Source organism: Synechocystis sp. PCC 6803 substr. PCC-P (assembly GCF_000284455.1).
Lineage (GTDB): Bacteria > Cyanobacteriota > Cyanobacteriia > Cyanobacteriales > Microcystaceae > Synechocystis.
In genome coordinates this window covers 98602-123499 of record NC_017039.1, presented here as the reverse complement: position 1 = coordinate 123499, position 24898 = coordinate 98602, and the positions used below count along the sequence as shown (strand labels likewise).

Sequence of the window (24898 nt, the reverse complement as noted above, 5' to 3'; positions counted from 1 at the left end):
GTCTCAGCTTTATTTGAAACTACTATAAGTGGAAAATTTACGCTATTCACACTGAACTTAGAACTTCCCTCCGGCCTAGGATGCGGTCTGTTGTCTAGGCTAACTTTGCCTTCAACCAAGTTTTTACTTCCTGGGCTGTACCTGGGGCGAGGAGAACGCCATTGCGGTAATGGCCAGTGGCCAATAGAACATTGTCATAGCCATCTAGGGGACGGATTACTGGCGCACTTTCCCCCACCGGCCGGGGACGTTTACCACTCCAATAATTAATAATTTCCGCCCGTTCCAAAAATGGATAATAGGCGATCGCCTGGTGCCAAAGGTTTTCCCTTAGTTGGACATTGGGTTCTCCGTTGGCACAGTCAGAGGGAAATTCGACGGTGGCCCCCAACCAAAATTGGCCATTGGCCAGGGGAACTAGGTGAATATCTTCAGTGGTCAGGACCGATCGCCAAGGAGAATTTTTCAGGGGATTATCAGCATCAGCAAGTTGCAACAAAAAGGCTTGGCCAATCACCGGCTGTAACTGCAACGACTCATTGTTATCGCTGTTGGGGTTGATCAGGAGGTTACTGCCTAGCCCTGCGGTGATCACAACATAATCCGTTGGAAATTTGGCTTGGTTAGTTTGAATGTTCTGGCAGTGATTGATAGAATCGGCAACAGGCAAAGGATGAGCAGCTTGGTGGAAATGACAACGCACTCCCCGTTGTTGAGCTGCTTCAATTAATCGTTGGGTGAGGGCTTGGGGCTGAATTTGCCAATCCCAAGGGGAATAGATTGCTCCGGCGATGGGCCCGTAACCCAAAGGCCAACCAGATAATTTCTGCTCAACTTCCGGCCTAGTCCACAATTCCAGAGGATAGCCTTGGCTCCGACGGACAGCTTGCAATTGTTGCCAACGGGACCAATCCGCCTCCAGCAGAATTTTTACTAAGCCTTGGCGATCGCCGGGAATGGTTTTGCCTGTGGCAGTTTCTAGTTCCGGTAAAAGCGTGCGGTATCTCTGTAAACTCTGTTCCCGTAATCGCCAACCCCTGCCCTTGGTTTTCTGGCTAATGACTGCCATCAAAATGCCTAGAGCCGCTCCGGTAGCTCCCTGGGCTGGTTCTTGGGCATCAAACAGGTCAATAGTTAAGCCTGACATGAGACTCAGCTCATAGGCGATGGCGGCCCCTACAACCCCCGCCCCAATAACGGCAATGTTTGGCATAGGTTAGTTTCTCTGTTGCTCGAATCTTGATCATAGGGCAGATCTCGATTTTGCTCTCACCTCAAAACGTCCTTGACCCCGTCTCCCAGTAAATAACCTTTCATCTTTCGCCCGGTCGATAGTAGAAAAAATTTTGTCAAAAGCAACCTTAGTTGCTAGAATTATAAATATCTTAAATACTTTAACTTAAGAGTTTAGAATTTTAGTTATCTAGGTATCTAGACTATAAAAATTAAAAGCTAGTAGATTACTGTAAACTTAGGCAAGCAATTGTAAATTATTCAAAAACTTTAAGTATGTCGAAGTCTAGTAACTTAAATTCTGTGAGCAAAGTCAGCAAAAATTTTTCCACCAAGCAGACCACCATTCGCCTGGAGAGCAAGATGATGGAGCGGCTCACCAAGCTCTGTGCGAAGGAAGGTTTGAGCAGGGAAGTTTTATTTGAGGCTTTATTCGAACACTATATAGAGGACAAAGAGGCCTGGACTGCAATTCTGGAACAGGCTAAGCAGAAGGCTGAATTTCGTCAGGCGATCGCCAACCATAAACGGGCTAAAACGATGATGGAAAAGTTTGGCTAGAAAAATTGAAGAAATTTCGGTAATTTCTCCCATAAGCCAGAAAATTTAGAGCAGATCCGCCAGAATATCAGTGATTTGAGCCTGGTGCTGGTGACGGTTATCGTCGTAGATCATCAGAGTATTTAGATTGCTGTGGCGACTGAGTTTTTGCACTTTGCGGGTATCGCCATTGGTGGCTTCTAGGGCGGCGGTGATGGCGCTGTGGCGGACTCGGTGGGGACTCATAACTTTATGAATGCCGGCGGATTCGGCACTGGTGCGGACAAGGTTATAGATGGCATTGCCACTAAGACGATGGCCAAAAGTTGCCCGGTCTAGGGTGCAAAATAGGGGTTCATTTTTTGGGCGGGGGCCAATGGCAGTTAACCATTGGTTGATTAAAGCCATGCCCTTGGCGCTGAGGGTGATGGCCTGTTTGCCTAATTTTCCTTTGCCTTTAATTAGTAATTGCCGCTCTGTTGGTTGATAGTCCCCGACGTTAAGTCCACAAACTTCCGCCCGCCGCAGGGCATTGTCCCAGAGCAAACGCATAATGGCTAAATCCCGCTTACCTTTGAGGGAATCAGGGGTAATGTGGTCGGTGATTTGTTTGAAGGAAGTGGGACTAACTCCGGTGGTATCCCGATAGGTTTCTGCTTTTAAACCTTCCACATCTTCTAGGGTGTACTGGCATTTTCCTACCCGCCGGGCATAGTTCACTAGGCTTTTAATTGCTGCCAATCGCACATTAATGGTGGCTGGTTTGAGATCCTTGGCTAGTAACTCTGCTCGATAGCGTAAAACCATGGCGATCGCCTGGAAATGATCCAAGCTCAAAAACCAGGCAATGACATCTGGGGACGGTTCTTCGCCGGCCATGGTGAGAAAAAAATCCTTTAACGCTTTGGCATAGGTCCTCCTGGTATTAGGCGATCTTTTATCCCGCAGAAGTTCTTCGAGGATATTTTGGTTAAGCCCAGATAAATTGTTAGGGGAAGGGAGGAACATAGGGAAGAAGTTGTTATGTGATTCTTACTCTTTCACCATCAAAAAGGGTCACATAGTTTGATAGCAGTCGTGGGACCGAGTCTGATCCGTTACCCTAAAAGCAGAAAAGAAGAAGCTGTAAACTCTCTCCATCTAGGGGCAAAAATCCAACATCTAATGTCTACAAGGAGTCTAACTCATCATGGCAACCATAACTGATTCCGATCTACAGGAACTGAAAGACTTAATCAATGGGCTTGATAAAAAAATCGACGTTAATCAGGCTCGGATCGATGAAAGGTTAAATGCAATAGAATCCAACCTATCAGACCTCAAAAAACAGGCTGATAAACAGGACAACCGCTTATGGGTTCTCATTTCGGGGATGTTTATTGCACTTCTGGGGATTTTGACAAAGTTTGCATTTTTCCCCAACCCTTAGCCTTCTAAGAAGATATTCCCTCCTAAATCGCCACTACGGGAATGAGGACAACCAATCCCAACCCATAACGATGAGCTAAACGTAAACGGTCAATGATCATTGTTTCGAAATTTGGAAATTATGACGGTCATCACAGTTTACCTACAGAAATAAATCCCACCTCTGTCTTGGCATTTGCCATATCCCTTCAAGAATGCGGAAACATTCATTATCACATTCTTAATATAAGCTAACCCCCGGACAGTGAAGGTTCCAGCCCACCAAATCAGCGCAGCAGCAAGGCTAGGGGTAGAATTGCCAGGAAAGAGAATTATTCCCCCTTTAATTGTTTGCCCATGGCCATCGTTATCAATTACCGTTCTCCGATCGCCGTCCTTGGTGCCTGCTTATGTATCTCGGCGATCGCCCCTGTCCAAGCTATTCCCATTCAGCCTCCTCTGTTGGTGAGTCAGACTCAACTGTTACCACCGCCGCCCGCCAGTCCCAATCCAGTGCCGGACCCGAGTGCGCTGAGCTTCACCCCCAATGCCACTTCTTACCGGGTAATGGCCTTGATTACTTCCCCAGTAGAAGAACAACAGGTTAAAGCAGCCTATCCTGGCGCTTTTTTCACCAACTTCAATGGGCAACGGTTATTACAAATAGGTAGTTTTAGCGATCCTCTCAATGCTCAACAGGCGGCCTTAAGTCTGCAAAATTTAGGACTAGAAACGGTGATTAATCCCTAGGTTTGGCGATCGCCTATTACCAGTCAAAGGTTAATTTATGTACCAGCTAGTGATTATCGGGGCCAGTCTGGAGGGGCTAACGGCAGCCCATAGTTGCATCGAACGATATCCCACAGCCCGCATTGCCCTAGTCACCCAGGGTTGGGAACAGGGTTGGTCTGGCGATCGCCATGGGGACTTAGGGGAGGAAAACTTTTGGGAAGAGTTACGCTTGCTAGCAGCCCAAGGAGTTGATGTGGTGGTAGGGCAGGGAATTTTCTCACAATCATCAGGATTGCTATGTCAAACCCAGGAGCGGACCTTAGAGGGGGAAAGCTATCTACTCACCAGTGGCAAAGCCGATTCTAAAGATTCGAATGTCCTTGCCATTCCTGGTCCGAATTCGGATAAGGTAATGCCTCAAAGATGGGTCATCGTGGGGACACTGCCAGAAAATTTGGTTTTTGCCCAGAAGCTAACCAAACTGGGCCATGGAGTCACCATCCTGAGTCGGAATGGTTACCTATTACCAGGGGAAGACCGGGAAATGGCTAGCCTTCTGCAATGCTATTTGGCTAGTTTAGGCATTGAATTTTGGTTTAATTGCACTAACTTAACTTCCCATTACAATCAAGACAAAAGCACCTATAGCATCCAGTTCAACCATGGTTCCGAAGAATCTCGCCATCACCTAGCCGTGGATAATTTGCTCGCCATAGGGCGATCGCTGAAGTATGGAAATTTACTCGCTAATCTGCCGGAATTTAATCAAACATTGAAGGATAGTTCATACCTCAGCATTAATGATCATTTGCAAACCGCCCATAGCCAAATTTATGCCTGTGGCGACTGGTTAAAGGGCTACCATTGCCCTGCCATTGCCCAGCAGGAAGCCAGGTATGTGGTCCACCAGGTTTTGGGAAAAAATACCACTCCAATTAACTACGGCCAAATCCCCTTTCTCATTGACCTAGACCCCCCTTGGTATCGTATCGGGGACCCCGCCTGCACAGACTACACCGAAAAAATCATCCGAGGCTTTGAACCCTACAGCGACCACTGTGACCTACGGGGGATGTATAAACTGGCATTGGACTCCCAAGACCGGATTATCAGCGCCCACTGGTTTGGGCAACGGGCCCGGGAAAGTATGAACCTATTACAACTGGCGATCGCCAAGGGCATTAGTTGGCAGGAATTGGAGTCATTGCCCCTATGGGAAAATTGCCAAATATTGTCAAACTTTGTACTAAGTTAGTGCTTATTATTAACATTCAACTTCTTAACCATCCAAAAGCTCGCCGCCAAACAGACAATGGCAAAGCCCAAAGCTAATAAATCCATGCCTTCATATTTGCCAAAGTCAAAAATAATAATTTTCCTGGCCACCGCAATCATAGCTGTCACAATCACCAATTCCACTTGGATAACATTATCTTTCAGATAAACAGTGATATTTTCCAACAGTTCCAGGGCAATCAATATATTTAAAAATAAACCAAAAATCTCAATTAAACTCCGATTAAAAAAGCCAAAGGGTTCCGTCTGCAATTCGATAATTAGCACCTTAAATAGGTCGAACACCGCAACAAAAACTACCACCATCAGGCAGATGGCTAACAACTTGGAAAGTATCTTCTCAAAAGTACGCAACAGCGACAAAAACAGTAAGTCTTGATCCTTAGATAATATTAATCTGATGTATCTGTGGATTGGTTTCATGAACGGGCAGCAGTCAATAATAAAGGTATCGCCATATTTTATCGGCAATGATCAGCCAAATTTCGCCCAGTTTGCAATGATAATTATTTGCTAGGCGATCGCCGAAGGGTTGAGGAAGATTACAATGGGATCAATCCCATAGGAAGAGTGTTATCCGTTACCTGATCAATGTGCCATGAAAATTTACCTCGATTACAGTGCCACCACTCCGCCCCGGCAAGAGGTAAAGGCCGCCGTACAAAGTTTTTTGGACCAAAGTTGGGGCAATCCCGCTAGTCTGCACCATTGGGGTAACCGGGCCGCCTTGGCCTTAGAAACCGCCCGTCTGCAAGTGGCCCAACTGCTCAACGCTAGCCACCCCGACAGCATTGTTTTCACCTCCGGTGGCACCGAAGCCAACCATCTAGCCATATTTGGGGTCACCCGCAATTACCCCAGTCCCCAACATTTAATCATTTCCACGGTGGAACACTCGGCGATCGCCGAACCAGTGCGATGGCTAGAAAACCAAGGCTGGCAAGTAACTAGATTAGGGGTGAATGCCCAGGGGCGGGTGAATCCGCTGGAACTAGAGCAAGCAATACAAAGCAATACAGTACTAATTTCCGTTATTTACGGCCAAAGCGAAGTAGGCACCCTCCAACCCATCGAAGAATTGGGTCGTATAGCTCGGCAACGACATATTCCCTTCCACACCGACGCAGTGCAGGTGGCGGGGCGCTGTCCAGTGGACGTTAAGCGTTTACCAGTGGATCTGCTCTCCCTTTCCAGTCACAAACTTTATGGTATTCAGGGTGCTGGGGCTTTATACATTCATCCCGACCTGGCCATTGGCCCACTACTCATGGGAGGAGGGCAGGAACAAGGTTTAAGATCCGGTACTCCTCCCCTGCCGGCCATTGTTGGTTTGGGGATAGCCGCCAAGTTGGCCCACCATGAATTGGCCGAGGAAATGACTAGGTTACAAACCCTGCGGGACCGTTGCTTCGACCTGCTGGCCGACTGCGAATTTTTGACCCCCACTGGCGATCGCCTTTATCGATTGCCCCATCACGTTAGCTTTGTTGTCCAATCCCGTCGCCATTGCACTGCGGGGCTGACCGGGAAACAGTTGGTGCGGGCTTTGAACCGGGAAGGTATTGCCATTAGTGCCGGGGCCGCCTGTAATTCCGGCAAACTTAATCCCAGCCCAGTACTGTTGGCCATGGGTTACCAGGAACAACAGGCCCTAGCGGGTATTCGTCTCACCTTTGGCCGGGAAACCACCATGGCGGATATTGAGACCACTGCCCGGACGATTAAACAAGTTTTTGCTCAACTCTGTCCCCAGTTGACCAGCATCCAAGGCTAAAAGTTAGGGGAATGGCCGGGCTAATTAGACTTTGATTGGACTAAGAAAAATAGTTACTGCCTCCGACTTGGTAACTAGGTGCAAAGGCCAGTAAAAGGGGGAATTGCAACAGGGCTAAGTCAATTTGTTCCTCTGTTTCATCCACCAACACCAACGGCATTTGGCGATCGCCGACCAATCTTTCCGCCCGCTGGATCAAGGCATTGGCCGATTCAAACAAAACAATGCCCCGGTCTGGGCCAAAGTCACTGCGGGAAATACCCAAACAATCCTGTAAACCCCGTCGCCATTCCCCCAATCTTTCTGGGGTGGCCGCCAAAATTAACGCCCGACAACGATCGCCGTAGAGCTGATTCAAAATGGCGATCGCCGCTGAACCCACCAAAATATTTTGTAAACGACTGTCTAAACTGAGGATTGCTCCCCGACCGCCCAGGGTAAAGAACCAATTCTCAATCCGTTCGGCGTGGACTGGCTCAAAGGTACGACGCAACTGCCAAGGGGGACCGTAATAATCAGGGCGAGTGCGGTATTGCTCCAGCAAAGCTTGGATTTGTCGTTTTTGGCTACTAAAACCCTGCTCCGCAAAACTCACCACCGGAGTTGGGTCGGCATTTTCAATAATCGCATCCCCATGGGTAGAGGAAGACTCCCAACTGTCCCCCACCCCTAATTCCAACTGGTCGGCGGCGGAAACCAAATCCTGCAAACTCCCCACCAAATAATCCTTAAAGCCCTGCACGCGGATGGCCAACTCCTGGGAAGCCCCGGCAAAAGTGGTACGCATTTCCTGTTGAATCCGTTCCTGACGGCGCTCTAACTTCTCAATTTCCTTTTCCAGAGCTGCTTTTCTTTGCCCTAATTCCCTGGTGCCTTCCTCCACTAACCGGGCCATTTCCCGCTGTAATTGCTGGAACTGCTGGCCATACCACTGGGCTTTTTCCCGTTGCAGAGCGGCAATGTCCTTTTCCAGGGCGGTCTTTTGGGCGACCAAATCCTCTAAGGCTGGGGTTTCTGTTTCTGGTACAGTTTCGGGCACCACCACCGGAGTCATTTCTTCCACTGCCGCCACCATGGCATCCATAGGAGGTAAGTCCTCAGGCAGGGCCAGTTCTTCCGACACTACTCCTTCTTCTCCCCCATCTTCCGCCGGTTCCTGGGCATCACCATCCTGGCCGGCATCTGCTGGGGTCAGCCAAGCATCGGAGGTAGTTTCTTCGGGAAAATTAGGATTCAATTCTGGGGTCATTCCGCACGTAGGGACTGGAGGGGACAATGGCGCTCAAGACAAGCTTTGAGGGTGCCGGGGTCAAAGATAATCGGCAAAAAATGGATGCTCTTGACCTCTTTAAAATAAAACAAAATGGGAGCGGGTTCCCAAAAGATTCGCCAGTTTTGCCACTCTGTGTAAGGAAAAGAACGAATTAACTTGCTCCCACGGTACACTTCCAACGCGGTGGCCGTAAAGCTGAGTTTGATAATGGCGGTCTGCACCATTAAAAAAACACCAAACACGGCGATCGCCAGGCCGACCCACATCTGTAGAAAGAAAATCGGTATGGCTCCAAACAGCAGTACGAGGGGAATGACAAAGCTAGGTTCTAGGTCGGTACGAGCTTCGCTCTGGATGGGGGTGCTGGCCATGGTTAATGGGCTTGGTGGTGAATGAAAATTTAATCTTTGCTTAGGTTGCCTAGGTTTAAGAGCATGTTTTAAAAGCTCCCCTGGCCCCCCAAATTTGGGGGGAAACTGGGTGAAAGTCCCCCATTATTGCCGGAGCTTTAGTGGGTCGATTTAGGGGGCGGAATAAAACTTTCCAAACACGTTCTAAGGACAATGGCAAAAACACTGAACAAATGGGAATTTTTACTAGCTTTTAAGGGCGGAAAAAGTTTAAAAATTCTTACTTTGATATTCTTCCAACAGGGTCAGCAAACGGTTAACCATGGTGCTGGAAAGGGCATCCAGTAGGGAAATGTTCACTTTGCCCCCACCGATCGCCACGGACAAATCCTTCAGAGCGGCTTCCACCCCAGCCCGCCCCAGTTCATCTTTCTCCAACAGGGGATAAACCCTTTCCGCCAGGGGAATATGCAAATGGGCTTCGGCCAAAAATAAATTCCACTTGGCCACGTCAATGGCAATTTGTTCACCAATGTCGGCGGCGAGGGCTTCAATCTCTGGGGTAGTTGAGGTCATGGGAAATTCGGAGGGCGATGGGGTTTATTGGGAAGGGTCAATCGGCAATGGCCGGCATTGAGCAATTAATTTCACCTTGCTACATTTCCCATGGTAGACCAGAACATCGAGAACCTGAAAGCAACGACTTTTACCCAGGCACCTGTAATTTTGCCGGATCACCCTGGGCTAATTTGGTTCCATACCGTTGGCTCACCCCGGCGATCGCCGCTAGGAAAATCCAGCCCAAGACATTATTCCGCATATCAAAAATGGTGACATCGAATAGGTTGTATAAACAAAGGGCGGCAAAGGCAATGCCATAGGACAGCAGTAATAAATGTTGGGACCGACGGCGAAAACCGCCACCACGACTGAGGTGAATCAGTAGCACCATGCCCTGGGCCAGAATGAAGCCCACCGCTCCCAGCATTAACGCAGTGCCGATCAAGCCCGTTTCCCCCAACATCATCAGCACCAAGTTATGGGGATGGCCAATCCAAACGTTCATGGCGGCTTGGTACAGGGGGGTAAAATTCCGCAAGCCCTGGCCAAAAATGGGTTGGTCCAGGAACATATCCCAGCTAAATTGCCATTGGGTGCTACGAAGAGCAGTGCGGTAACGGTCGGGGTAAAGTTCATCGGATAATCTGCCCCAAAAATATTTAGGCACTATCTGTCGCAATGGTTCTTTGCCAAAGGGGCCAAAGGATGCCCATAACACCATGGCAGTGGCTCCCCCAGCCAGGGCCACTAACCAGTACCAACTTAAATAAATGGCGTAGGCAATGCCAATTAGTAACCCAATGCCCCAAGCACTGCGGGAACCGGTCAACACTAAGGCGATCGCCTCTAGGATGCAAGCTACTAACAGGGCCCATACCAGGGGAGGAAGATTGAAGCGGTTACTGGGGGCGGTGAAATGCCAACGACGGACGGATTGGATCAATAGCCCCAGACTGAGGGGAAATACCATCAATAACCAAGCGGAAAATAGGTTGGCATACATTAATAGGGAAGACATTCTCCCTTCTGGTCTGCCCCCGGCCACCAAGTTAGTACCGATCGCCACTAACCAATTGGGGGTGGCCCAGCCGCCATAGACTTGTCCAAAACCGATGATGACTAACACCACGGTATTAGCAGTTAACAGCCAAGCTAGGGTATTGAGTTGCTTAAATTGGCAAATTACTTGGCTAAAGGCAAGAAAAACTATGAAATAGGGCACAAAGTTGGCCAATCCCAACAGGGCTTCTCCCCGGTCATGGGCGGTGATGGTGGTCAGTAAAAACCATAGGGTCAGGGCGGCCCACACTTTGGCCAGGGGTAGGCTCGCTAATTTTTTGCCATGGAAAAACCAGGGGCTCAGGCTCGCAAACAGCAGTGGCAGTAACCCCGCTACGGCGTTGAAGGGCAGTAGGGTCAAGCCCCAATAGACCGCTAGTTGTTCTTTCTTCAAGAGATGGGAAGGGATTTTCAACTGCAACTCCCAAAATTACCACTCCCCATATTATCCCCAGGCGATCGCCTTCCGCATTGACTCTCCTTCCGATTGGGGAGAGGAAAACCAATGATTAAACAACGTTTGTCTGATCATCAAGTTAAATTATCTATTTTTAAAGTGGTTTATGTTTTTCTGAAATAGAGATTTAAATTTTGTCTAAATCCAAGTTATGTCAATGAAAAAATAAAGGATTTCAGACAGTTCTTAGTTAGCTTTTTTGGCACTCTCGGTTTAAAGTTTAATCAAGCTATCATTTGGTGTTAATTATGATTCAAACTAAGAGTATTGACCATCATCAACAAGTGGGAGGTAGCAGTCATCATTAGGGGCAAAATATTCTTGCCCTTGATTAGATTCTCTATAATCAGCATATAATCGAGCGTCTTCTTCTTGATAGTCTGACATTAAGTATTTTTCATATAGACCATCGAATACTTTTGGTGAAATATAAATATTTTTCTTTTTTAACTCTCTAAGGCGTTCTCGGCATACATTTAATTCACTTTCTATGGTCACCATTAGTTTGTTTTCACAGAGCTCCTTGATATATTCATCACTTTTTTTCTTTTCATACAAAAATTTTATGCTTTCTTCGATTGAATGCATTTGGTGAAATAAACTTGCCATGCTATTCATTATATACATTTCACCTACCTTTCCGTATTTATAGTTGTATTTGTACCTCTGCTCATTCTGCTCATTAGAGTCATACCTGGGTGATGAAAATTCTTTATAAACTTTCTCTGAATACTCTTCATCACTCATTAATGAATCATTGATAGACTCAAATTTTGGCATGAACATTCTGCAAAAATCCTCAATCGTGTTTATGTATTTTTCTAACTGATTATGTTGTTCTTCAGTTATTTTTTGCGCGGTAAGAATACTACGAAATATCTTATCTATACTATCTACGCTAACAAAGCATTTTGTGTAAATAGATTCTTTCAGATCATCAAAAGTGTAAAATCTTTCACACTTTTCTTTTAAGTTATTGAAAGGTCTTATGAGGTTCCAGTACTGTCTTGGCACTATGATTATTGGTTCAACTTTGTCACGATTTGTTATCTTTATCAAAGCTGTAAAAGAATTGAATTCTACTATATGTAGATCATGTATCACATCATACTCAATGTCGCTCCATCTACCTCTCTCAATACAAACTGTATAAACATAAAATTCTTTTATTATTCTGTGGTCTAGAAAGCCTGTTGATAATTCAAATAAATTGGTAGGATAGTCAGTCATCATTATATGTGCAAGTAGATAAAAGTAGTTTGTGGGTTCTGGGAGATTGTGTGGTTTTTCATACTAAAGCTATCATCCATTATATAGTTATCACATTATTTTAGACTTTTACGAAATGTTTGAATTGCCTCAAATATTTTGCTCTAACTTCATGAGTACACTGAAATGCATAATAATAAGGCTATCCCAATATTATCACAAGTACATACTAAAGAGTATATTTGAGAAGTCTACCTGGGTTCTCAATATCGAAGGAATCAGATTCTAAATACCCCAATCTTGAGAGATTGAGAGAAAAATTAACATTGTTAAAACATTTTTGTTGATTCCAAATGGCGATCGCCAGTGTGAAAGACGGGAAAATTAAGGCTCAACTTCGGCAATTTTTTGTAAACGATCGCCAACACGTTTAGCCTCGGTAAGTAAATCATTCCAGTCATCAGGAGGATGGCCATTTTCGAGCATTTTTCTAAAGACTTTATAGGCATCTGTGTTACTTTCATAGGCACGTTTTGAGTCTTCGTCATTAACCCAAGCGAGGAGAATAATTTTACTTTCTTGGTGGTAGCGAAAAAATAAACGATACTGCTGAAAAAATTTAGCCCTAAACCAGTGTTTATAATCATTTCCAAGGGTATTTCCCTGTCGATATTCATGGCGGGTGGGATCTTGGGGAATAACCTCAAATGCTAATTTGGCGATCGCCGCTAGACGCTTGGTAGCATTTTTCTTTTTATAATCTTTGGGATTCTTTTGACGCAGATATTCAACCTGGGCCACAAGTTCTTCAACCTGCTCAAGAAATAGGGGATGGGCAAATATCTTCCACCCATTAATCAATAAAGGCTTATCTATTGGCAAATCTATTCATCCTCGTCCAGCAATGGCGCATCTAGATCTACATCAACATCGGAGACTAGCGATTGCAGACGATCAACCAACTCAGAACTGACCGCTTGTATATGCTGAGGATTTTTATCCATATCCTGTGCCAAAAAATCCAAAAATTTCCCCAGCACCGGATCATTTTCTGCCTGTTCAGCCCTGGCAATCCACACTCTGCCATCGGCTTCAATGGTGTAGCAAATTTTATCTCGCTTATTCAACCCCAAGGCTTTGCGAACCGGGTCAGGCACTGTGGTCTGATAGCGATCCGTCAGGGTAGATTCTGAACATGGGGATAATATTCCCGCCATAGTGGTCCCTCAGCCCATAAAACTATACGCCGATGGTAATGCGGCTGCATTGTCTTGTCAACGAATGTGGAGGTTTGTTCATTCCAAACGGCGATCGCGGCAGAAGGCCAGGGTGCTGTAGAGATGGAAAGCCCGATCCCAATTGGTATCTTCCCGCCGTAGAAAGGGAATGTGGGGCTCCACTGATTTGAGTAATTCCTGAAAATCTAGGGCCGTTTCTGCAAAGGCTTTGAACTCCTTCCAGACCGGCTTACCTGGTAAATTTGTTTGCCAAATGCGGCTCAGTTGTTGCCATTGTTGGTGGGAAGTTCCTTGCTTCTCCTTACTAGAGTTAGCAGTGTCTAGACTGATTCCCCGGGTAAACTCATAAATTTGGTCACAAAAACGGAGAATAATTTGCTGTTGCGGTAAATGTAAATCACAAATGTGGGCGTAATCTAAAATTTCCGTTTTGCGCTGGATTTTGCCCCGCATATTCACATCCACACATTCCTCAAAAATGGGTAATAAACCCTCCACCATTTGACTGACATCTTGCCAACTAAAACTAAAAGTGCCTTCTTCTTCTCGACTAATCCGATAGGTAACGGTGACCTCTGGGGACAAACTTTCAATGTGGAAAATCGGGAAAACTTTCACCGCCAAAATGTCCGCCAACGCCACCGAAAAACTAGGAATCCCTGCGGCCTGACATTGCTGATGGTAATGGTTCAATTCCCCGATCGCCCCGGTGCGATAGAGCCGCCACGCCCGACTGGGTAATTGGAGCCGAGCGGTGTAGGGGTCTATGGCCATAATTTTGCCAAACTGTACTGCCTTGGCTTGCTTTTCCGCTGGAGGAACCGGTTCCAACACAAAAATGCCCACCGACTGGGCCTCTGGATCTGCCTTAGCGTCCTCAATGGCCGCCTGGTATTCTGCTTGGCGATGGGCTTGAATGCGACCCAGTCCCGCCCTAATTTTGGCCACTAGTTGGGGACTATGGCTAGTAGTCAACAATTGCCGAAATTTTTGCTCCGCCTCATCCAAATTTCCTTGGGCTTCCGCCAGCCGAGCTTGGTAATAGGCCGTCATGGGATTTTCCCAACTCTCCCCCTCCATCGCTGCCAACAGTTGCTCCGCTGTGGCCAGGTCTTGGCTGTCAATGGCATCGGCAATGGCTTTATACATAGGGAAAAGGGCCAAAAAAATTAGCTTTCCAACAGAGCATTGATCTGGGCTAGGGCCACCGTGGGGGCCGTCACCGCCCGCAAAATGCGTTTACCAAGGGACACCGGCTGAAACCCTTTGGCGATCGCCAGGGAAATTTCGTTATCCGTCCATCCCCCTTCTGGGCCAGTGGCCAAGACAATTTGGGCTGGTAAATTACTCTGTTTCAAGTATGCCCCAAGCATGGGGCTATTTAAACGGGTCACACAGAGCAAGGCCAGGGTTTCTGGCCCTGCAACTTTCTCCACAAATTGCCCAAACGTTAACGGGGCTGCCACCGGGGGTAACCATTGCCGCTCCGACTGTTCCGCCGCTTCCGTGACAATGCGTTGCCAGCGCTCAAGTTTATTTTGACTGGGCTTTAATAGGGTACGTTCCGTCAACAAAGGTTGAAACGCTGTGGCTCCCAACTCCGTACAGGGACGAATAATTTCTTCAAAACCACTGCCCTTCGGCAAGGCGATCGCCAAAGTGACGGGTAGAGGTAATTCATTCTGTTCGCTCACTGTTTCTAATAACTGGGCTGTGCCATGGGCCAAATCATTTAACTGGGCCCGCCATACCCCGCCGCCGCCGTCCAACACCATAAAGCCATCGCCCTTTTGTAGTCTCAATACCCGTTGCAGATAGTGGAGTTGGGCCGTGGTTAGGGTAACAGTAGCCTCGATAATTTGCTCTGGGGCAACAACCAAACGGTAGGCCATAACAAAAGAACTAGAAGATTTTTCCTGGACGGGTAGAGAAAGGATTGACGGAGTTAAGTTAGTTGAAACAAGGATGGGGGATAGGACAAATTGTACAATGGGCTTCTGGCATTGCCCCGGCAGGGTAGTAAACCAAGCATTGATTAGAATTTTATGGCTTTTCGACCCCGCAAACGCTTTGGCCAACATTGGCTAAACCATGAACCAACTTTACAGGCCATTGTGGCGGCCGCAGATATTCAGTCCGGCGCACCGCAAAGCGGATCTCTACGAGATCGCCTGCTGGAAATTGGCCCTGGCATGGGGGTTTTAACTAAACAGCTATTGGCTACGGGGAATCCGGTGGTGGCGGTGGAGCTAGACCGGGATTTATGCCTTAAATTACGCAAAAAGTTAGGGCAACGGGAAAATTTTCTGCTCCTCGAAGGGGACGTATTAATACTAGATTTAAACGCTTTATTACAGGATTTTCCTCAATTTTCTCCCCTCAATAAAGTGGTCGCTAATATTCCCTATAACATCACCAGTCCGATTTTGGAACTACTGTTGGGTACCATCCAAAAACCGAGGGTACCAGGCTTTGAAACCATTGTTTTATTGGTGCAAAAAGAAATTGCCGAACGGTTAACGGCCCAACCCAGCACCAAAGCCTACGGTGCCCTATCGGTACGGATGCAATACCTAGCCAGGGTGGATTGGATTGTGGATGTACCCCCCAAAGCTTTTACGCCACCCCCTAAAGTGGATTCCGCTGTCATTCGTTTAACCCCTTACCCCGTCGAGCAATTACCAGGAGATCGTCGCTTACTGGATCAACTTCTCTGCTTAGGATTCGCCAATCGCCGTAAAATGTTACGCAATAACCTCAAGGGATTAATTGCCCCGGAACAGTTGACTACTTTATTGGAGCAGTTAGCTTTGCCGAGCACTGCCCGGGCGGAAGACTTAAGCCTAGAACAATGGTTAGAGTTAACTAATTTGTTGCCGACTTTTTTACCCCCAACCTAATGCATTCCTACACCCTCCATGCCCCAGACAAAATTAATCTTTTCCTCGAAATTCTTGGCGATCACCAAGCAAATTATGGGTATCACTGACGGCGGATCAAGTTTTGCTAGAAAGTTTTAGATTTATGTTTGTAGTTCTTACACTTATGGGATCTTTAATCCAGCTTTTCGAATAGATTAGAATTAAATTCTAGCAACCTATGCCAGCCAAAGATATTTTCCACGATTCTGTTAAAAATGCTTTAGAAAGTGTTTGAAAAGTTTTAGGCAAGCCTCCGGAGCATGAGACTGATCATAGCGAAATAAAGCATTGTCTCACTAGTGTTAGGTAAATATTCATAGTCTTTACTTAAACGACGATAGTGACCAAACCAAGAAAAGGTACGTTCAACGACCCAACGTCGCGGTAAAATCTCGAAGCCCTTCTGCCCGTCTTTTTTGCTGACGACTTCCAAAGTTCCAGCCCAAGGTCTGCTCCACCCACTAGATAAAATCTTTTCCGACAAAGGCGCTATCAGTCCATATCAATTGTAGGCACTGCCAGAGGGGGGCAAACCAAGTGCCAAGTTCTGAAAGTCTTACGATTAGGCACTTTCAATAATTAATCCTAAAATATCTCTCTTGGTTTGACGGAAGAGGGATACAGCGGATACCCTATTAGTTAGGCACATATAAAATGCCTGTAACCACTGTTTTACAATGACTTTGGTATACCAGATGGAAAGCATGACCGCTGTAGGTTGATTATAGATTTGAAGGGTGGTTAATAACTACCCATTTTTTGTTGTGTGGGATAACCTTTTTAGATATAATATGAATAATTATTCACTAATACTGACATTTCGCAGATTGCTGCTATTGATAGCGCAATAGTTTTTGCTTATACTGTGTTTACTGCGCATTTATTTATACTGCTACGCTCCATATAGCGTGTGCGGAATGTGAGTAATATTATATTAAGTAAGTGGCTCAAAACGGATCTACAAAAGCAACAACCATACGAAACTATGGAAGATTTTGAATCTCTTAAGCGGAGAGATTTTATAGCTAAAACCAATAAAGAGTTTGAACGTTTAAGATGGAGGCAATCAGAGCAGTACAACTATATTCGCAAGACTTACGGGCAAATAGTCCGCGATAAACTTACTGATGAACAGTTATTAGATTTACTTGATCGCTTGCAGCATCAAGGCAATGATAAAAGCAAAGGTCATTACAAAGTTATGAATAGTCCAATTCAAAAAATATTTTTCGGTTGTCCTGGTACTGGCAAAAGCCATAAGATTTCTAATGATGATGATGGTGGAATTGTTAAACAAGTTTTAGGTATTGATAAAAATATTCATCCTGAAAATTTAATTAAGACTGTTTTTCATCCCGAATACACCTATGGCGATTTTATGGGAAAATTAATGCCAATGACTATGAATGATGATAAAGATAAGAGTGTTTATTATCAATTTTATGAAGGACATTTTTTGAAGGCACTAGCACAAGCGTATAAAAATATTATCATTGCTCAGAAGGAAGGTGTACAAGCTCAAAACGTTGCCTTAGTAATTGATGAAATTAATCGAGGTAATTCTTCTGCAATTTTTGGGACAGTTTTTCAACTTTTAGATCGAGGTCGAGATGGTTGGTCAGCTTATGGTATTAATATTTCCGATTTAGAATTTAGAAAAATGGTTGAACTAATAGGCTTTCAACAAACGGGAATAGATGATGGTAATCCTACATACAAATATCAAAATAAAGGTTCGTCTAACGTGCTAGAAAAATTTACTGTATTTGAGGAAATTAAAATTAAAGTAAAAGTTAATACAGCAGTAGGTAGTTCAATTCGTATTCCTTACAATCTTTCCATTTTTGGAACAATGAATACTTCTGATAATTCTATATATTTTATGGATAATGCCTTTAAAAGACGTTGGGAGTGGGAATACGTAGATTGGAAACAAGATAATGATCAAGAAATAAATAATGTTATTTTAATAGATTATGGAAATGTTAATTTAAAGTGGACAGATTTAGTAGAAAAATTTAACAACTTCATTAAAGATAATCATAATTCTGTGAGAAGTGGCAGAATAGAAGATATGCAAATAGGCTATCATTTCATAAATACAGCAATAGTTACAGAAGATCAAATAAAAAATAAATTGATGTTTTTTGTTTGGGATAGTGTTTTTAACCGAGACAAAAATCCACTTCGAGAACTTTTAGGATTTAACAAAAATGATAAAAAATTAGTAACTTTTGGAGACTTTATTACACATCATGAAGCTTTTGTAATGAATCTCATAAATTATCAATCAAAATAATCTAAGTTTTCTTTTCATTGAATAGTTTTATTTACATATTATGTGGAACTTTTCGCAACTTAATCTAAAAACAAACTCAGACTTTGTAGGTATTAAATCTGAACCTGATGGATATGCTTTTTATTTACCAAAAGGTTTTGACAATTTTATTGATAAATATCAAAATGCAGCTACTTCTGAAGATACCGACAAATTCAATAAAGTCCGTGATTCTTTCTTTTTGATGTATCGAACACTAAGGAAGTTTGATCGTGATAATGAGAATAATTCAAGAGTCACAAGAAAAGATGCTAAAAACAAGAAAAACCAAGACCAGGTCAATTTAAGCACGGGTGGTATTAGTTTAGACTATAAAGAGGCAAGCGAGTGTATTTTATACAGTAAACTTTCGATGATTGAACGAATATTAGAGGCTTATGATGATTTGGCGCTCAATTCTATCGAAAAAAAAGCTCGACGCAGTGAAGAAATAGACTATTCTAAAATTTATAAATATTTAGATAGAGCTATTTATTTAAATAATGGAGCAATTTATATCGATGTTATGAACTTACCGCGTTCAATGATAAGTCATGAAAGCACCGATATAGTTGATCTTTATTGTTTTATTCTCGATGAAATTATTCAACAATTGCAGGAAGATGTACTTGATCATATTTATGATAGAAGTCAGGATATTCAATTTTTATCTCAAAGATTTAGAGATCACTATTTAACTATTAATCATTCTCTTTTTGACCAAGATACTTTTGAAGAAACTCTTTCAATTTGCAAAGAGGCTCTTGATAATATAGATAGAAATACGCATTATAAAGATGCTGATTATTGGGGGCTATATGAAGCTATCGAGATTTTTTTGTATGGGGGATTAAACCCAAACTTAGATGATGGCGATTTTTGGGGAATACAAGGAGAACAAGGTTTTGATTATGTTTGGGAAGATATGTGTCAAACTTACTTCTTTAAGAAGAACTTTAACCCTATTCAGAATGATTTTAATAAAATTGGCTTTGCAGATACTGATATTCCGATAGTAGGCTATAAAAATAATAGAATTAGAAATTCTAAACATCATAGACCAGAAAGCGAACAAAATAGAGTTGGTTGGTGGAAAAATAAATCTAGTAATCAGTGGCTATATCAAAAAAAACAGTCTGAAGTTGACCATCCCAATAATTACAAGCCACTCTATTGGCGAGAATTATTCTGTATTGAATGGGATTTAAAGGCGAGAATCTTTCCTGACGTGAAATATAAAGTGACTAGATCAGATTACCCCAATCAGTTGCGTCGATATCCACAGCCAGACCTAGTTACTGTTACTAAAAATGAAGATTCAAGTTACTTTGCAATTGTGGATTTTAAGAATATTTCTTTAAAAAAATATGAAGATTATGAAAATAAATCTTTAGAAGAAACTGATAAAGGGTACAGAGTAGCTTTGGAAAAACAACTTGGTTATGAATTAGCATTGCAACAAGTTTTTCCTCAAGCCACTATCGGAAATTACTTTTTTATTCCTTTTTATTATGTTGACAAACTCGAATCTGAGAGTAATTTTCTGGGAATTATGGAGGACAGATTTCACATTAGAGGTATTCAAATATTTAAGGCAAATTTTGTTGCAATACAAAATATTTATTTGGGTATTACTGAGGCATCAGACTTTGATAGCCCAATTCGTGAGAAGAATTATTACCAATTTCGAAAAAATAATGCTCATGCTTCAGTTAAAAAAAAAGAAATTATTTTATTCGAAAATGAAGACTTAAAAAGCAATTATATTCCTTTGATTACTTTCCAAAATGAGGCGCAAAGAAAAAATGCCAGGACTTATATTCTTGAACAAGTAGAAATCTTTTTCAAAGAAATTCAAGTGGATATTCCAAATCTTATGGAATCTTATTTTCCATATTCACAAAGTATTATTGGTAAAGAATTTAATAAAATAAATATAGACTATTTTTACGACAATTTATTTTATGATTTGGGAGAAAAAGAAGAAGATAGAGATGAACATAGAAAATTAAAAATTAAAGTTAAATGGTGTATAACTTTTCATATTGATTCCACTCCGATTCAAGTTCCTCAACTTAAAATACCCAACTCTGATTTATGTCGTAATTTTGGGACAATAGATGTTGTTGGCACGCCAATTCTTTACTATATTTATTTTACTCTTCCAGAGATCTTGAATATAATTATTAAGGACAAAAAATAAAGATCAAATTAGGATTCGCCAATCGCCGTAAAATGTTAGGCGATAACTTGAGTGGTTAGATTTAACTGATTTATTGCCCCTCTTTCACCCCCAACTTAATGCATTCCTACACCCTCCATGCCCCGGCCAAAATTAATCTTTTCCTCGAAATTCTTGGCGATCGCCCCGACGGTTTCCACGAATTGGTAATGGTGTTGCAGAGCATTGCCCTGGGGGATAAAATTACCGTGCGGGCCAACGGCACCGATGACATCCGGCTCAGTTGTGGGGATAGTCCCTTGGCCAACGATGCCACCAATTTGGCCTACCGAGCGGCCCAGTTGATGATTAACAATTTTCCCCAAGCCCATGATAATTACGGCGGCGTAGATATCACCTTGACCAAGCATATTCCCATGGCGGCGGGCTTAGCGGGGGGCTCGGCCGATGCAGCGGCGGTGTTAGTCGGTTTAGACCTGCTCTGGAATTTAGGCTTAACCAGGCCGGAATTAGAACAGTTAGCGGCCCAACTGGGTTCCGACATTCCCTTTTGCATTGGCGGTGGCACGGCGATCGCCACGGGACGGGGGGAAATCCTCGACCCCTTACCGGACGGCAATTGCTTCTGGGTGGTATTGGCCAAACATCGTTCCATAGAAGTTTCTACCCCCTGGGCTTACCAAACCTATCGTCAAAAGTTTGGCAAGAATTACCTAAACGATGACCAGTCCCAGCGAGCCCGGCGGAAAACCATCCATGCAGGGCCCCTACTCCAGGGCATTCAGCACCGCAACCCAGGGCAAATCGCCAGCCATATCCACAACGATTTAGAAAAAGTTGTGCTCCCGGCTCATCAGCCTGTAGCCCAGTTACGTCAGGTCCTACAGTCAGCGGGGGGATTGGGCACCATGATGTCCGGCTCCGGCCCCAGCGTGTTTACCCTTTGCCGGGAGCAAGCAGAAGCGGAACAGGTCCTGGCGATCGCCAAAGAAAAATTAAACGACCCCGACGTGGATTTTTGGCTAACCCACACCATCGGCCACGGCATCCAAATTATGAATAATTGACCTGGATCAATCAATTGCGGCAGAAATTCCCCCTACATCAGCCCATCCTCCCTGGGGTAGGATAACCTAACAGGGTTTTAACCCCCGCTTGACCGCCTTACCTCAACTCAGCATGGATATTAAGCACGGCTTTGTGGACTCCATTGGCCACACCCCCTTGATTCGCCTTAACAGTTTCAGTGACGAAACCGGCTGTGAAATTTTAGGCAAAGCAGAATTTATGAACCCTGGTGGTTCTGTCAAAGACCGGGCCGCCCTGGGCATCATCGAAACCGCCGAAAAGGAAGGGAAGCTCAAACCCGGTGGCACTGTGGTGGAAGGCACAGCGGGTAATACGGGCATTGGTCTCGCCCACATTTGCAACGCCAAGGGTTATAAATGCTTAATTGTCATTCCCGACACCCAATCCCAGGAAAAAATTGATTTGCTCCGCACCCTGGGGGCAGAAGTCAGGACCGTGCCCGCCGTGCCCTACCGGGATCCCAACAATTACGTCAAACTCTCCGGACGCATTGCCGCAGAATTAGATAACGCCATTTGGGCCAATCAATTTGATAATTTGGCCAACCGTGATGCCCACTACCACACCACCGGCCCCGAAATTTGGCAACAAACGGACGGCAAAGTAGATGCTTGGGTGGCAGCCACTGGCACCGGAGGAACCTATGCAGGGGTAGCCCTGTATCTTAAAGAACAGTCTGAGGCCGTGCAATGCGTGGTGGCGGACCCCATGGGTAGTGGGCTGTATAGCTTCATCAAAACTGGGGAGATTAACCCCAGCGGCAACTCCATCACCGAAGGCATTGGCAACAGTCGCATCACCGCCAACATGGAAAATGTGCCCATTGACGATGCGGTGCAAATTGACGATCCAGAAGCGTTGCGGGTGGTGTACCAACTTCTGCGGCGGGATGGCCTATTTATGGGCGGTTCCGTGGGCATTAATGTGGGAGCGGCTTACCAATTGGCCAAAAAACTTGGGCCGGGGCATACCATTGTTACCGTACTTTGTGACGGAGGAGCCCGTTACCAATCCCGTCTTTACAATCAGGAATGGTTGACCAGTAAAGGTTTAACAATTCCCGATTAACTATTGACCGGCCACCCCTTCATTGCGGGCGGCCAACTGCACTGCACTGGCTACGGTAGTGGCGACCCGATTGTCAAAAACCGAAGGAATAATATGCTCACTATCTAGGGTGTTGCTGTGCACCAAAGAGGCGATCGCCTTGGCCGCTTCGATGCACATGGTGGTGGTAATAATGCTAGCTCTACAGTCAATGGCTCCCCGGAAAACCCCCGGAAAGGCAAGCACATTGTTAATTTGGTTGGGGTAATCACTGCGCCCCGTGGCAATAACCGCCGCATCCTCTTGGATTAATTCCGGCTGAATTTCGGGGATAGGGTTGGCCATGGCAAACACAATCGGGTCCTTGGCCATGGATTGCACCATTTCCTTGGTCACTACCCCCGGCGCACTCACCCCTAAAAACACATCAGCTCCAGCCATAGCATCGGCTAAAGTCCCTTCCGCATCCACCGCAAAGCTCTGTTTTTTGCTGTTTAAATCGGTGCGATGTTTGCCCACAATGCCCTTGGAGTCGCAAATCCAAATATCGGTGGCTCCGGATTCCTTGAGCAATTCGGCGATCGCCAACCCAGCAGCCCCAGCGCCGTTGATGACAATGCGGACAGCGGCCATGGCTTTACCAACAAATTTGAGGGCATTTAACAAAGCGGCCAGGGTAACAATGGCGGTGCCGTGCTGATCATCGTGAAATACAGGAATATTTAATTCTTTTTTCAGCCGGGCTTCAATTTCAAAACACCGGGGAGCGGCAATGTCTTCCAAATTTACGCCGCCAAACACCGGGGCGATCGCCTTGACGGTGCGAATAATTTCCTCCGTATCCTGGGTATCCAAACAGATGGGAAAAGCGTCCAGTTGGGCAAATTCCTTGAATAACATGGCCTTGCCTTCCATCACTGGTAAAGCCGCTTCCGGCCCCAGGTTACCCAACCCCAACACCGCACTGCCATCGGTCACCACCGCCACCGTATTGCTTTTAATGGTCAGGGAATAAACCTTTTCCGGATCTTCGGCGATCGCCCGACAGATGCGCCCCACCCCTGGGGTATAGGCCATGGCCAAATCCGATTGGGAGGTGAGGGGAATGCGACTAACCACGCTAATTTTGCCCTGACGGTGTAAATCAAAGGTGCGATCGGACACCTTCAGCAATTTGACATTATCCAGAGCTTTCACTGCCCCAATAATTTTTTCGGCGTGCTCACTGCTGGAAGCATCCACCGCAATTTCCCGCCGGGTGAGTTTTAAGTTACTCTCAATCAGGGAAATTTGCCCAAAACTGCCCCCCGCATCGGCGATCGCCTGGGTAACGCTGGCCAAAGTTCCGGCGTGGTTGGGGAGTTCCAACAGTAGGCTGACGCTATAACTCGGATTGGGGGTGAGGCTAACCATAGGGCGATGGAAAAAGGGTTTGAAAAGCGAAATTCAACAATGTCAGGCGGCGTTTGGGTACGCAGTCTCTCCTCGATTATGCTTGATCTGTGGCCTTTGCTTACCGAGGTTTGCCCTAGCTGTCAGGGTTTGCCCATGTATCTAGCCCCATCAATCTCCCCAGATTCTAACCCGAGGAGCTTTTCCCGTTCGATTCCCTTTTATGCAAAATTCCCCCATCCCTTCCCCTTGGCAATTCATCAAGGAAAACATCCCCCTGCTCATGGTGGCCCTGGTGCTGGCCCTGCTGCTGCGTTTCTTTGTGGCGGAACCCCGCTACATTCCCTCCGATTCCATGTTGCCCACCCTCGAACAAGGCGATCGCCTGGTGGTGGAGAAGGTGTCCTACCATTTCCATCCACCCCAGGTGGGGGACATTATTGTGTTCCATCCGCCGGAGTTGCTGCAAGTACAAGGCTATGATCTAGGGCAGGCATTTATTAAACGAGTCATTGCGTTGCCGGGGCAAACAGTGGAAGTTAACAACGGCATTGTTTACCGGGATGGGCAACCTTTACAGGAAGAATATATTTTGGAGCCGCCCCAATATAATTTGCCCGCAGTGCGGGTGCCGGACGGTCAGGTGTTTGTCATGGGGGATAACCGCAACAACAGCAATGATTCCCATGTATGGGGATTTTTACCCCAGCAAAATATCATCGGCCATGCCCTATTTCGTTTTTTCCCCGCCAGCCGTTGGGGCCAACTGGGTAGCTTCACCTTTGTCCCAGCCCGTACCATCATCAATACCTAATACCCGA

Annotated in this window: 24 protein-coding genes and 1 pseudogene; 11 read left to right on the top strand and 14 right to left on the bottom strand. The window is 45.3% G+C overall.

The window, feature by feature from the left end:
* Window positions 1–94: 94 nt before the first annotated feature.
* Window positions 95–1213 (bottom strand): FAD-binding oxidoreductase, encoded by a 1119-nt coding sequence (locus SYNPCCP_RS00550; RefSeq protein WP_010871313.1) that lies wholly within the window; start codon window positions 1211–1213, stop codon window positions 95–97.
* 323 nt (window positions 1214–1536) lie between these two features.
* Here SYNPCCP_RS00550 and SYNPCCP_RS00545 point away from each other — a divergent pair, with 323 nt between their 5' ends.
* On the top strand, window positions 1537–1794 hold the full coding sequence (locus tag SYNPCCP_RS00545) for a ribbon-helix-helix protein, CopG family (protein WP_223211320.1): 258 nt from the start codon (window positions 1537–1539) through the stop codon (window positions 1792–1794).
* A gap of 45 nt (window positions 1795–1839) precedes the next feature.
* On the opposite strand, the gene SYNPCCP_RS00540 is transcribed toward SYNPCCP_RS00545, so the two are convergent.
* Window positions 1840–2781: a tyrosine-type recombinase/integrase gene (locus SYNPCCP_RS00540; RefSeq protein ID WP_010871311.1), complete on the bottom strand. Its 942-nt coding sequence runs from the start codon at window positions 2779–2781 to the stop codon at window positions 1840–1842.
* A 181-nt stretch (window positions 2782–2962) separates the two neighbouring features.
* On the opposite strand from SYNPCCP_RS00540, the gene SYNPCCP_RS00535 reads away from it, so the two are divergent.
* The 3 genes from SYNPCCP_RS00535 (at window position 2963) to SYNPCCP_RS00525 (ending at window position 5167) form a co-directional block, all read left to right on the top strand.
* On the top strand, window positions 2963–3202 hold the full coding sequence (locus SYNPCCP_RS00535; RefSeq protein ID WP_010871310.1) for a hypothetical protein: 240 nt from the start codon (window positions 2963–2965) through the stop codon (window positions 3200–3202).
* A gap of 335 nt (window positions 3203–3537) precedes the next feature.
* Entirely contained in the window at window positions 3538–3930 is a 393-nt protein-coding gene (locus SYNPCCP_RS00530; protein WP_010871309.1) for a hypothetical protein, read from the top strand.
* 37 nt (window positions 3931–3967) lie between these two features.
* Window positions 3968–5167: an NAD(P)/FAD-dependent oxidoreductase gene (locus tag SYNPCCP_RS00525; protein ID WP_010871308.1), complete on the top strand. Its 1200-nt coding sequence runs from the start codon at window positions 3968–3970 to the stop codon at window positions 5165–5167.
* Here SYNPCCP_RS00525 and SYNPCCP_RS00520 read toward each other — a convergent pair.
* Window positions 5164–5631 carry a phosphate-starvation-inducible PsiE family protein gene (locus SYNPCCP_RS00520; protein ID WP_010871307.1) on the bottom strand — a complete coding sequence of 156 codons (468 nt, stop codon included), beginning with the start codon at window positions 5629–5631 and terminating at the stop codon, window positions 5164–5166. The two genes, SYNPCCP_RS00525 and SYNPCCP_RS00520, sit on opposite strands and share 4 nt — an antisense overlap.
* 175 nt (window positions 5632–5806) lie before the next feature.
* On the opposite strand from SYNPCCP_RS00520, the gene SYNPCCP_RS00515 reads away from it, so the two are divergent.
* The gene (locus tag SYNPCCP_RS00515) at window positions 5807–6982 is read left to right on the top strand and encodes a cysteine desulfurase family protein (protein WP_010871306.1); all 1176 of its coding nucleotides are present in this window, start codon (window positions 5807–5809) and stop codon (window positions 6980–6982) included.
* A 40-nt stretch (window positions 6983–7022) separates the two neighbouring features.
* Here the strand turns inward: SYNPCCP_RS00515 and SYNPCCP_RS00510 are convergent, their stop codons facing one another.
* The 9 genes from SYNPCCP_RS00510 to SYNPCCP_RS00470 form a co-directional block, all read right to left on the bottom strand.
* Entirely contained in the window at window positions 7023–8231 is a 1209-nt protein-coding gene (locus SYNPCCP_RS00510) for a DUF3086 domain-containing protein (RefSeq protein WP_010871305.1), read from the bottom strand.
* Window positions 8228–8626 (bottom strand): DUF3119 family protein, encoded by a 399-nt coding sequence (locus SYNPCCP_RS00505; RefSeq protein ID WP_010871304.1) that lies wholly within the window; start codon window positions 8624–8626, stop codon window positions 8228–8230. Before SYNPCCP_RS00505 ends, SYNPCCP_RS00510 begins: the two co-directional genes overlap by 4 nt.
* Before the next feature lie 249 nt (window positions 8627–8875).
* Entirely contained in the window at window positions 8876–9181 is a 306-nt protein-coding gene (locus SYNPCCP_RS00500; protein WP_010871303.1) for a DUF3181 family protein, read from the bottom strand.
* 130 nt (window positions 9182–9311) lie between these two features.
* Window positions 9312–10640: an O-antigen ligase gene (locus tag SYNPCCP_RS00495; protein WP_020861361.1), complete on the bottom strand. Its 1329-nt coding sequence runs from the start codon at window positions 10638–10640 to the stop codon at window positions 9312–9314.
* Between the two features lie 300 nt (window positions 10641–10940).
* A complete protein-coding gene (locus tag SYNPCCP_RS00490; RefSeq protein WP_010871301.1) occupies window positions 10941–11915 on the bottom strand; it encodes a hypothetical protein in 975 nt (324 codons plus the stop codon).
* A gap of 360 nt (window positions 11916–12275) precedes the next feature.
* Window positions 12276–12692, bottom strand: a complete 417-nt coding sequence (locus SYNPCCP_RS00485; protein WP_010871300.1) for a type II toxin-antitoxin system YhaV family toxin — start codon at window positions 12690–12692, stop codon at window positions 12276–12278.
* Window positions 12693–12775: 83 nt separating this feature from the next.
* Entirely contained in the window at window positions 12776–13108 is a 333-nt protein-coding gene (locus SYNPCCP_RS00480) for a type II toxin-antitoxin system PrlF family antitoxin (protein WP_010871299.1), read from the bottom strand.
* A gap of 78 nt (window positions 13109–13186) precedes the next feature.
* Entirely contained in the window at window positions 13187–14278 is a 1092-nt protein-coding gene (locus tag SYNPCCP_RS00475; protein WP_010871298.1) for a hypothetical protein, read from the bottom strand.
* Between the two features lie 20 nt (window positions 14279–14298).
* A complete protein-coding gene (locus SYNPCCP_RS00470; protein WP_010871297.1) occupies window positions 14299–15210 on the bottom strand; it encodes a 16S rRNA (uracil(1498)-N(3))-methyltransferase in 912 nt (303 codons plus the stop codon).
* Here SYNPCCP_RS00470 and rsmA point away from each other — a divergent pair.
* A complete protein-coding gene (gene rsmA / locus SYNPCCP_RS00465; RefSeq protein ID WP_010871296.1) occupies window positions 15175–16029 on the top strand; it encodes a 16S rRNA (adenine(1518)-N(6)/adenine(1519)-N(6))-dimethyltransferase RsmA in 855 nt (284 codons plus the stop codon). The genes SYNPCCP_RS00470 and rsmA overlap by 36 nt on opposite strands.
* A 262-nt stretch (window positions 16030–16291) precedes the next feature.
* On the opposite strand, the pseudogene SYNPCCP_RS16625 reads toward rsmA, so the two are convergent.
* Window positions 16292–16595, bottom strand: a pseudogene (locus SYNPCCP_RS16625) (transposase); the annotation flags it as partial.
* Window positions 16596–17035: 440 nt separating this feature from the next.
* On the opposite strand from SYNPCCP_RS16625, the gene SYNPCCP_RS00460 reads away from it, so the two are divergent.
* The 4 genes from SYNPCCP_RS00460 to SYNPCCP_RS00445 all read left to right on the top strand — a co-directional run bounded on the left by SYNPCCP_RS00460 (window position 17036) and on the right by SYNPCCP_RS00445 (window position 22706).
* Window positions 17036–18349: an McrB family protein gene (locus SYNPCCP_RS00460; RefSeq protein WP_020861358.1), complete on the top strand. Its 1314-nt coding sequence runs from the start codon at window positions 17036–17038 to the stop codon at window positions 18347–18349.
* 40 nt (window positions 18350–18389) lie between these two features.
* The gene (locus SYNPCCP_RS00455; protein WP_010871294.1) at window positions 18390–20570 is read left to right on the top strand and encodes a hypothetical protein; all 2181 of its coding nucleotides are present in this window, start codon (window positions 18390–18392) and stop codon (window positions 20568–20570) included.
* Between the two features lie 98 nt (window positions 20571–20668).
* Window positions 20669–21616: a 4-(cytidine 5'-diphospho)-2-C-methyl-D-erythritol kinase gene (gene ispE / locus SYNPCCP_RS00450; protein ID WP_010871293.1), complete on the top strand. Its 948-nt coding sequence runs from the start codon at window positions 20669–20671 to the stop codon at window positions 21614–21616.
* A gap of 112 nt (window positions 21617–21728) precedes the next feature.
* Window positions 21729–22706, top strand: a complete 978-nt coding sequence (locus SYNPCCP_RS00445; RefSeq protein WP_010871292.1) for a cysteine synthase A — start codon at window positions 21729–21731, stop codon at window positions 22704–22706.
* Here the strand turns inward: SYNPCCP_RS00445 and SYNPCCP_RS00440 are convergent, their stop codons facing one another.
* Window positions 22707–24098, bottom strand: a complete 1392-nt coding sequence (locus SYNPCCP_RS00440; protein ID WP_010871291.1) for an NAD-dependent malic enzyme — start codon at window positions 24096–24098, stop codon at window positions 22707–22709. It lies immediately after the preceding gene.
* A 202-nt stretch (window positions 24099–24300) separates the two neighbouring features.
* On the opposite strand from SYNPCCP_RS00440, the gene lepB reads away from it, so the two are divergent.
* Entirely contained in the window at window positions 24301–24891 is a 591-nt protein-coding gene (gene lepB / locus SYNPCCP_RS00435; protein ID WP_010871290.1) for a signal peptidase I, read from the top strand.
* Window positions 24892–24898: the final 7 nt, after the last annotated feature.

Excerpts from the sequence above, each read along its gene's own strand:
- SYNPCCP_RS00510 (WP_010871305.1), bottom strand. The coding sequence starts at position 8,231 with ATGACCCCAGAATTGAATCCTAATTTTCCCGAAGAAACTACCTCCGAT.
- SYNPCCP_RS00535 (WP_010871310.1), top strand. The coding sequence starts at position 2,963 with ATGGCAACCATAACTGATTCCGATCTACAGGAACTGAAAGACTTAATC.
- lepB (WP_010871290.1), top strand. The coding sequence starts at position 24,301 with ATGCAAAATTCCCCCATCCCTTCCCCTTGGCAATTCATCAAGGAAAAC.
- SYNPCCP_RS00505 (WP_010871304.1), bottom strand. The coding sequence starts at position 8,626 with ATGGCCAGCACCCCCATCCAGAGCGAAGCTCGTACCGACCTAGAACCT.
- SYNPCCP_RS00455 (WP_010871294.1), top strand. The coding sequence starts at position 18,390 with ATGTGGAACTTTTCGCAACTTAATCTAAAAACAAACTCAGACTTTGTA.
- SYNPCCP_RS00460 (WP_020861358.1), top strand. The coding sequence starts at position 17,036 with ATGGAAGATTTTGAATCTCTTAAGCGGAGAGATTTTATAGCTAAAACC.
- SYNPCCP_RS00515 (WP_010871306.1), top strand. The coding sequence starts at position 5,807 with ATGAAAATTTACCTCGATTACAGTGCCACCACTCCGCCCCGGCAAGAG.
- rsmA (WP_010871296.1), top strand. The coding sequence starts at position 15,175 with ATGGCTTTTCGACCCCGCAAACGCTTTGGCCAACATTGGCTAAACCAT.
- SYNPCCP_RS00540 (WP_010871311.1), bottom strand. The coding sequence starts at position 2,781 with ATGTTCCTCCCTTCCCCTAACAATTTATCTGGGCTTAACCAAAATATC.
- SYNPCCP_RS00440 (WP_010871291.1), bottom strand. The coding sequence starts at position 24,098 with ATGGTTAGCCTCACCCCCAATCCGAGTTATAGCGTCAGCCTACTGTTG.
- SYNPCCP_RS00500 (WP_010871303.1), bottom strand. The coding sequence starts at position 9,181 with ATGACCTCAACTACCCCAGAGATTGAAGCCCTCGCCGCCGACATTGGT.
- SYNPCCP_RS00550 (WP_010871313.1), bottom strand. The coding sequence starts at position 1,213 with ATGCCAAACATTGCCGTTATTGGGGCGGGGGTTGTAGGGGCCGCCATC.
- SYNPCCP_RS00470 (WP_010871297.1), bottom strand. The coding sequence starts at position 15,210 with ATGTTGGCCAAAGCGTTTGCGGGGTCGAAAAGCCATAAAATTCTAATC.
- SYNPCCP_RS00525 (WP_010871308.1), top strand. The coding sequence starts at position 3,968 with ATGTACCAGCTAGTGATTATCGGGGCCAGTCTGGAGGGGCTAACGGCA.
- SYNPCCP_RS00445 (WP_010871292.1), top strand. The coding sequence starts at position 21,729 with ATGGATATTAAGCACGGCTTTGTGGACTCCATTGGCCACACCCCCTTG.
- SYNPCCP_RS00530 (WP_010871309.1), top strand. The coding sequence starts at position 3,538 with ATGGCCATCGTTATCAATTACCGTTCTCCGATCGCCGTCCTTGGTGCC.
- SYNPCCP_RS00475 (WP_010871298.1), bottom strand. The coding sequence starts at position 14,278 with ATGTATAAAGCCATTGCCGATGCCATTGACAGCCAAGACCTGGCCACA.
- SYNPCCP_RS00480 (WP_010871299.1), bottom strand. The coding sequence starts at position 13,108 with ATGGCGGGAATATTATCCCCATGTTCAGAATCTACCCTGACGGATCGC.
- ispE (WP_010871293.1), top strand. The coding sequence starts at position 20,669 with ATGCATTCCTACACCCTCCATGCCCCGGCCAAAATTAATCTTTTCCTC.
- SYNPCCP_RS00490 (WP_010871301.1), bottom strand. The coding sequence starts at position 11,915 with ATGATGACTGACTATCCTACCAATTTATTTGAATTATCAACAGGCTTT.
- SYNPCCP_RS00520 (WP_010871307.1), bottom strand. The coding sequence starts at position 5,631 with ATGAAACCAATCCACAGATACATCAGATTAATATTATCTAAGGATCAA.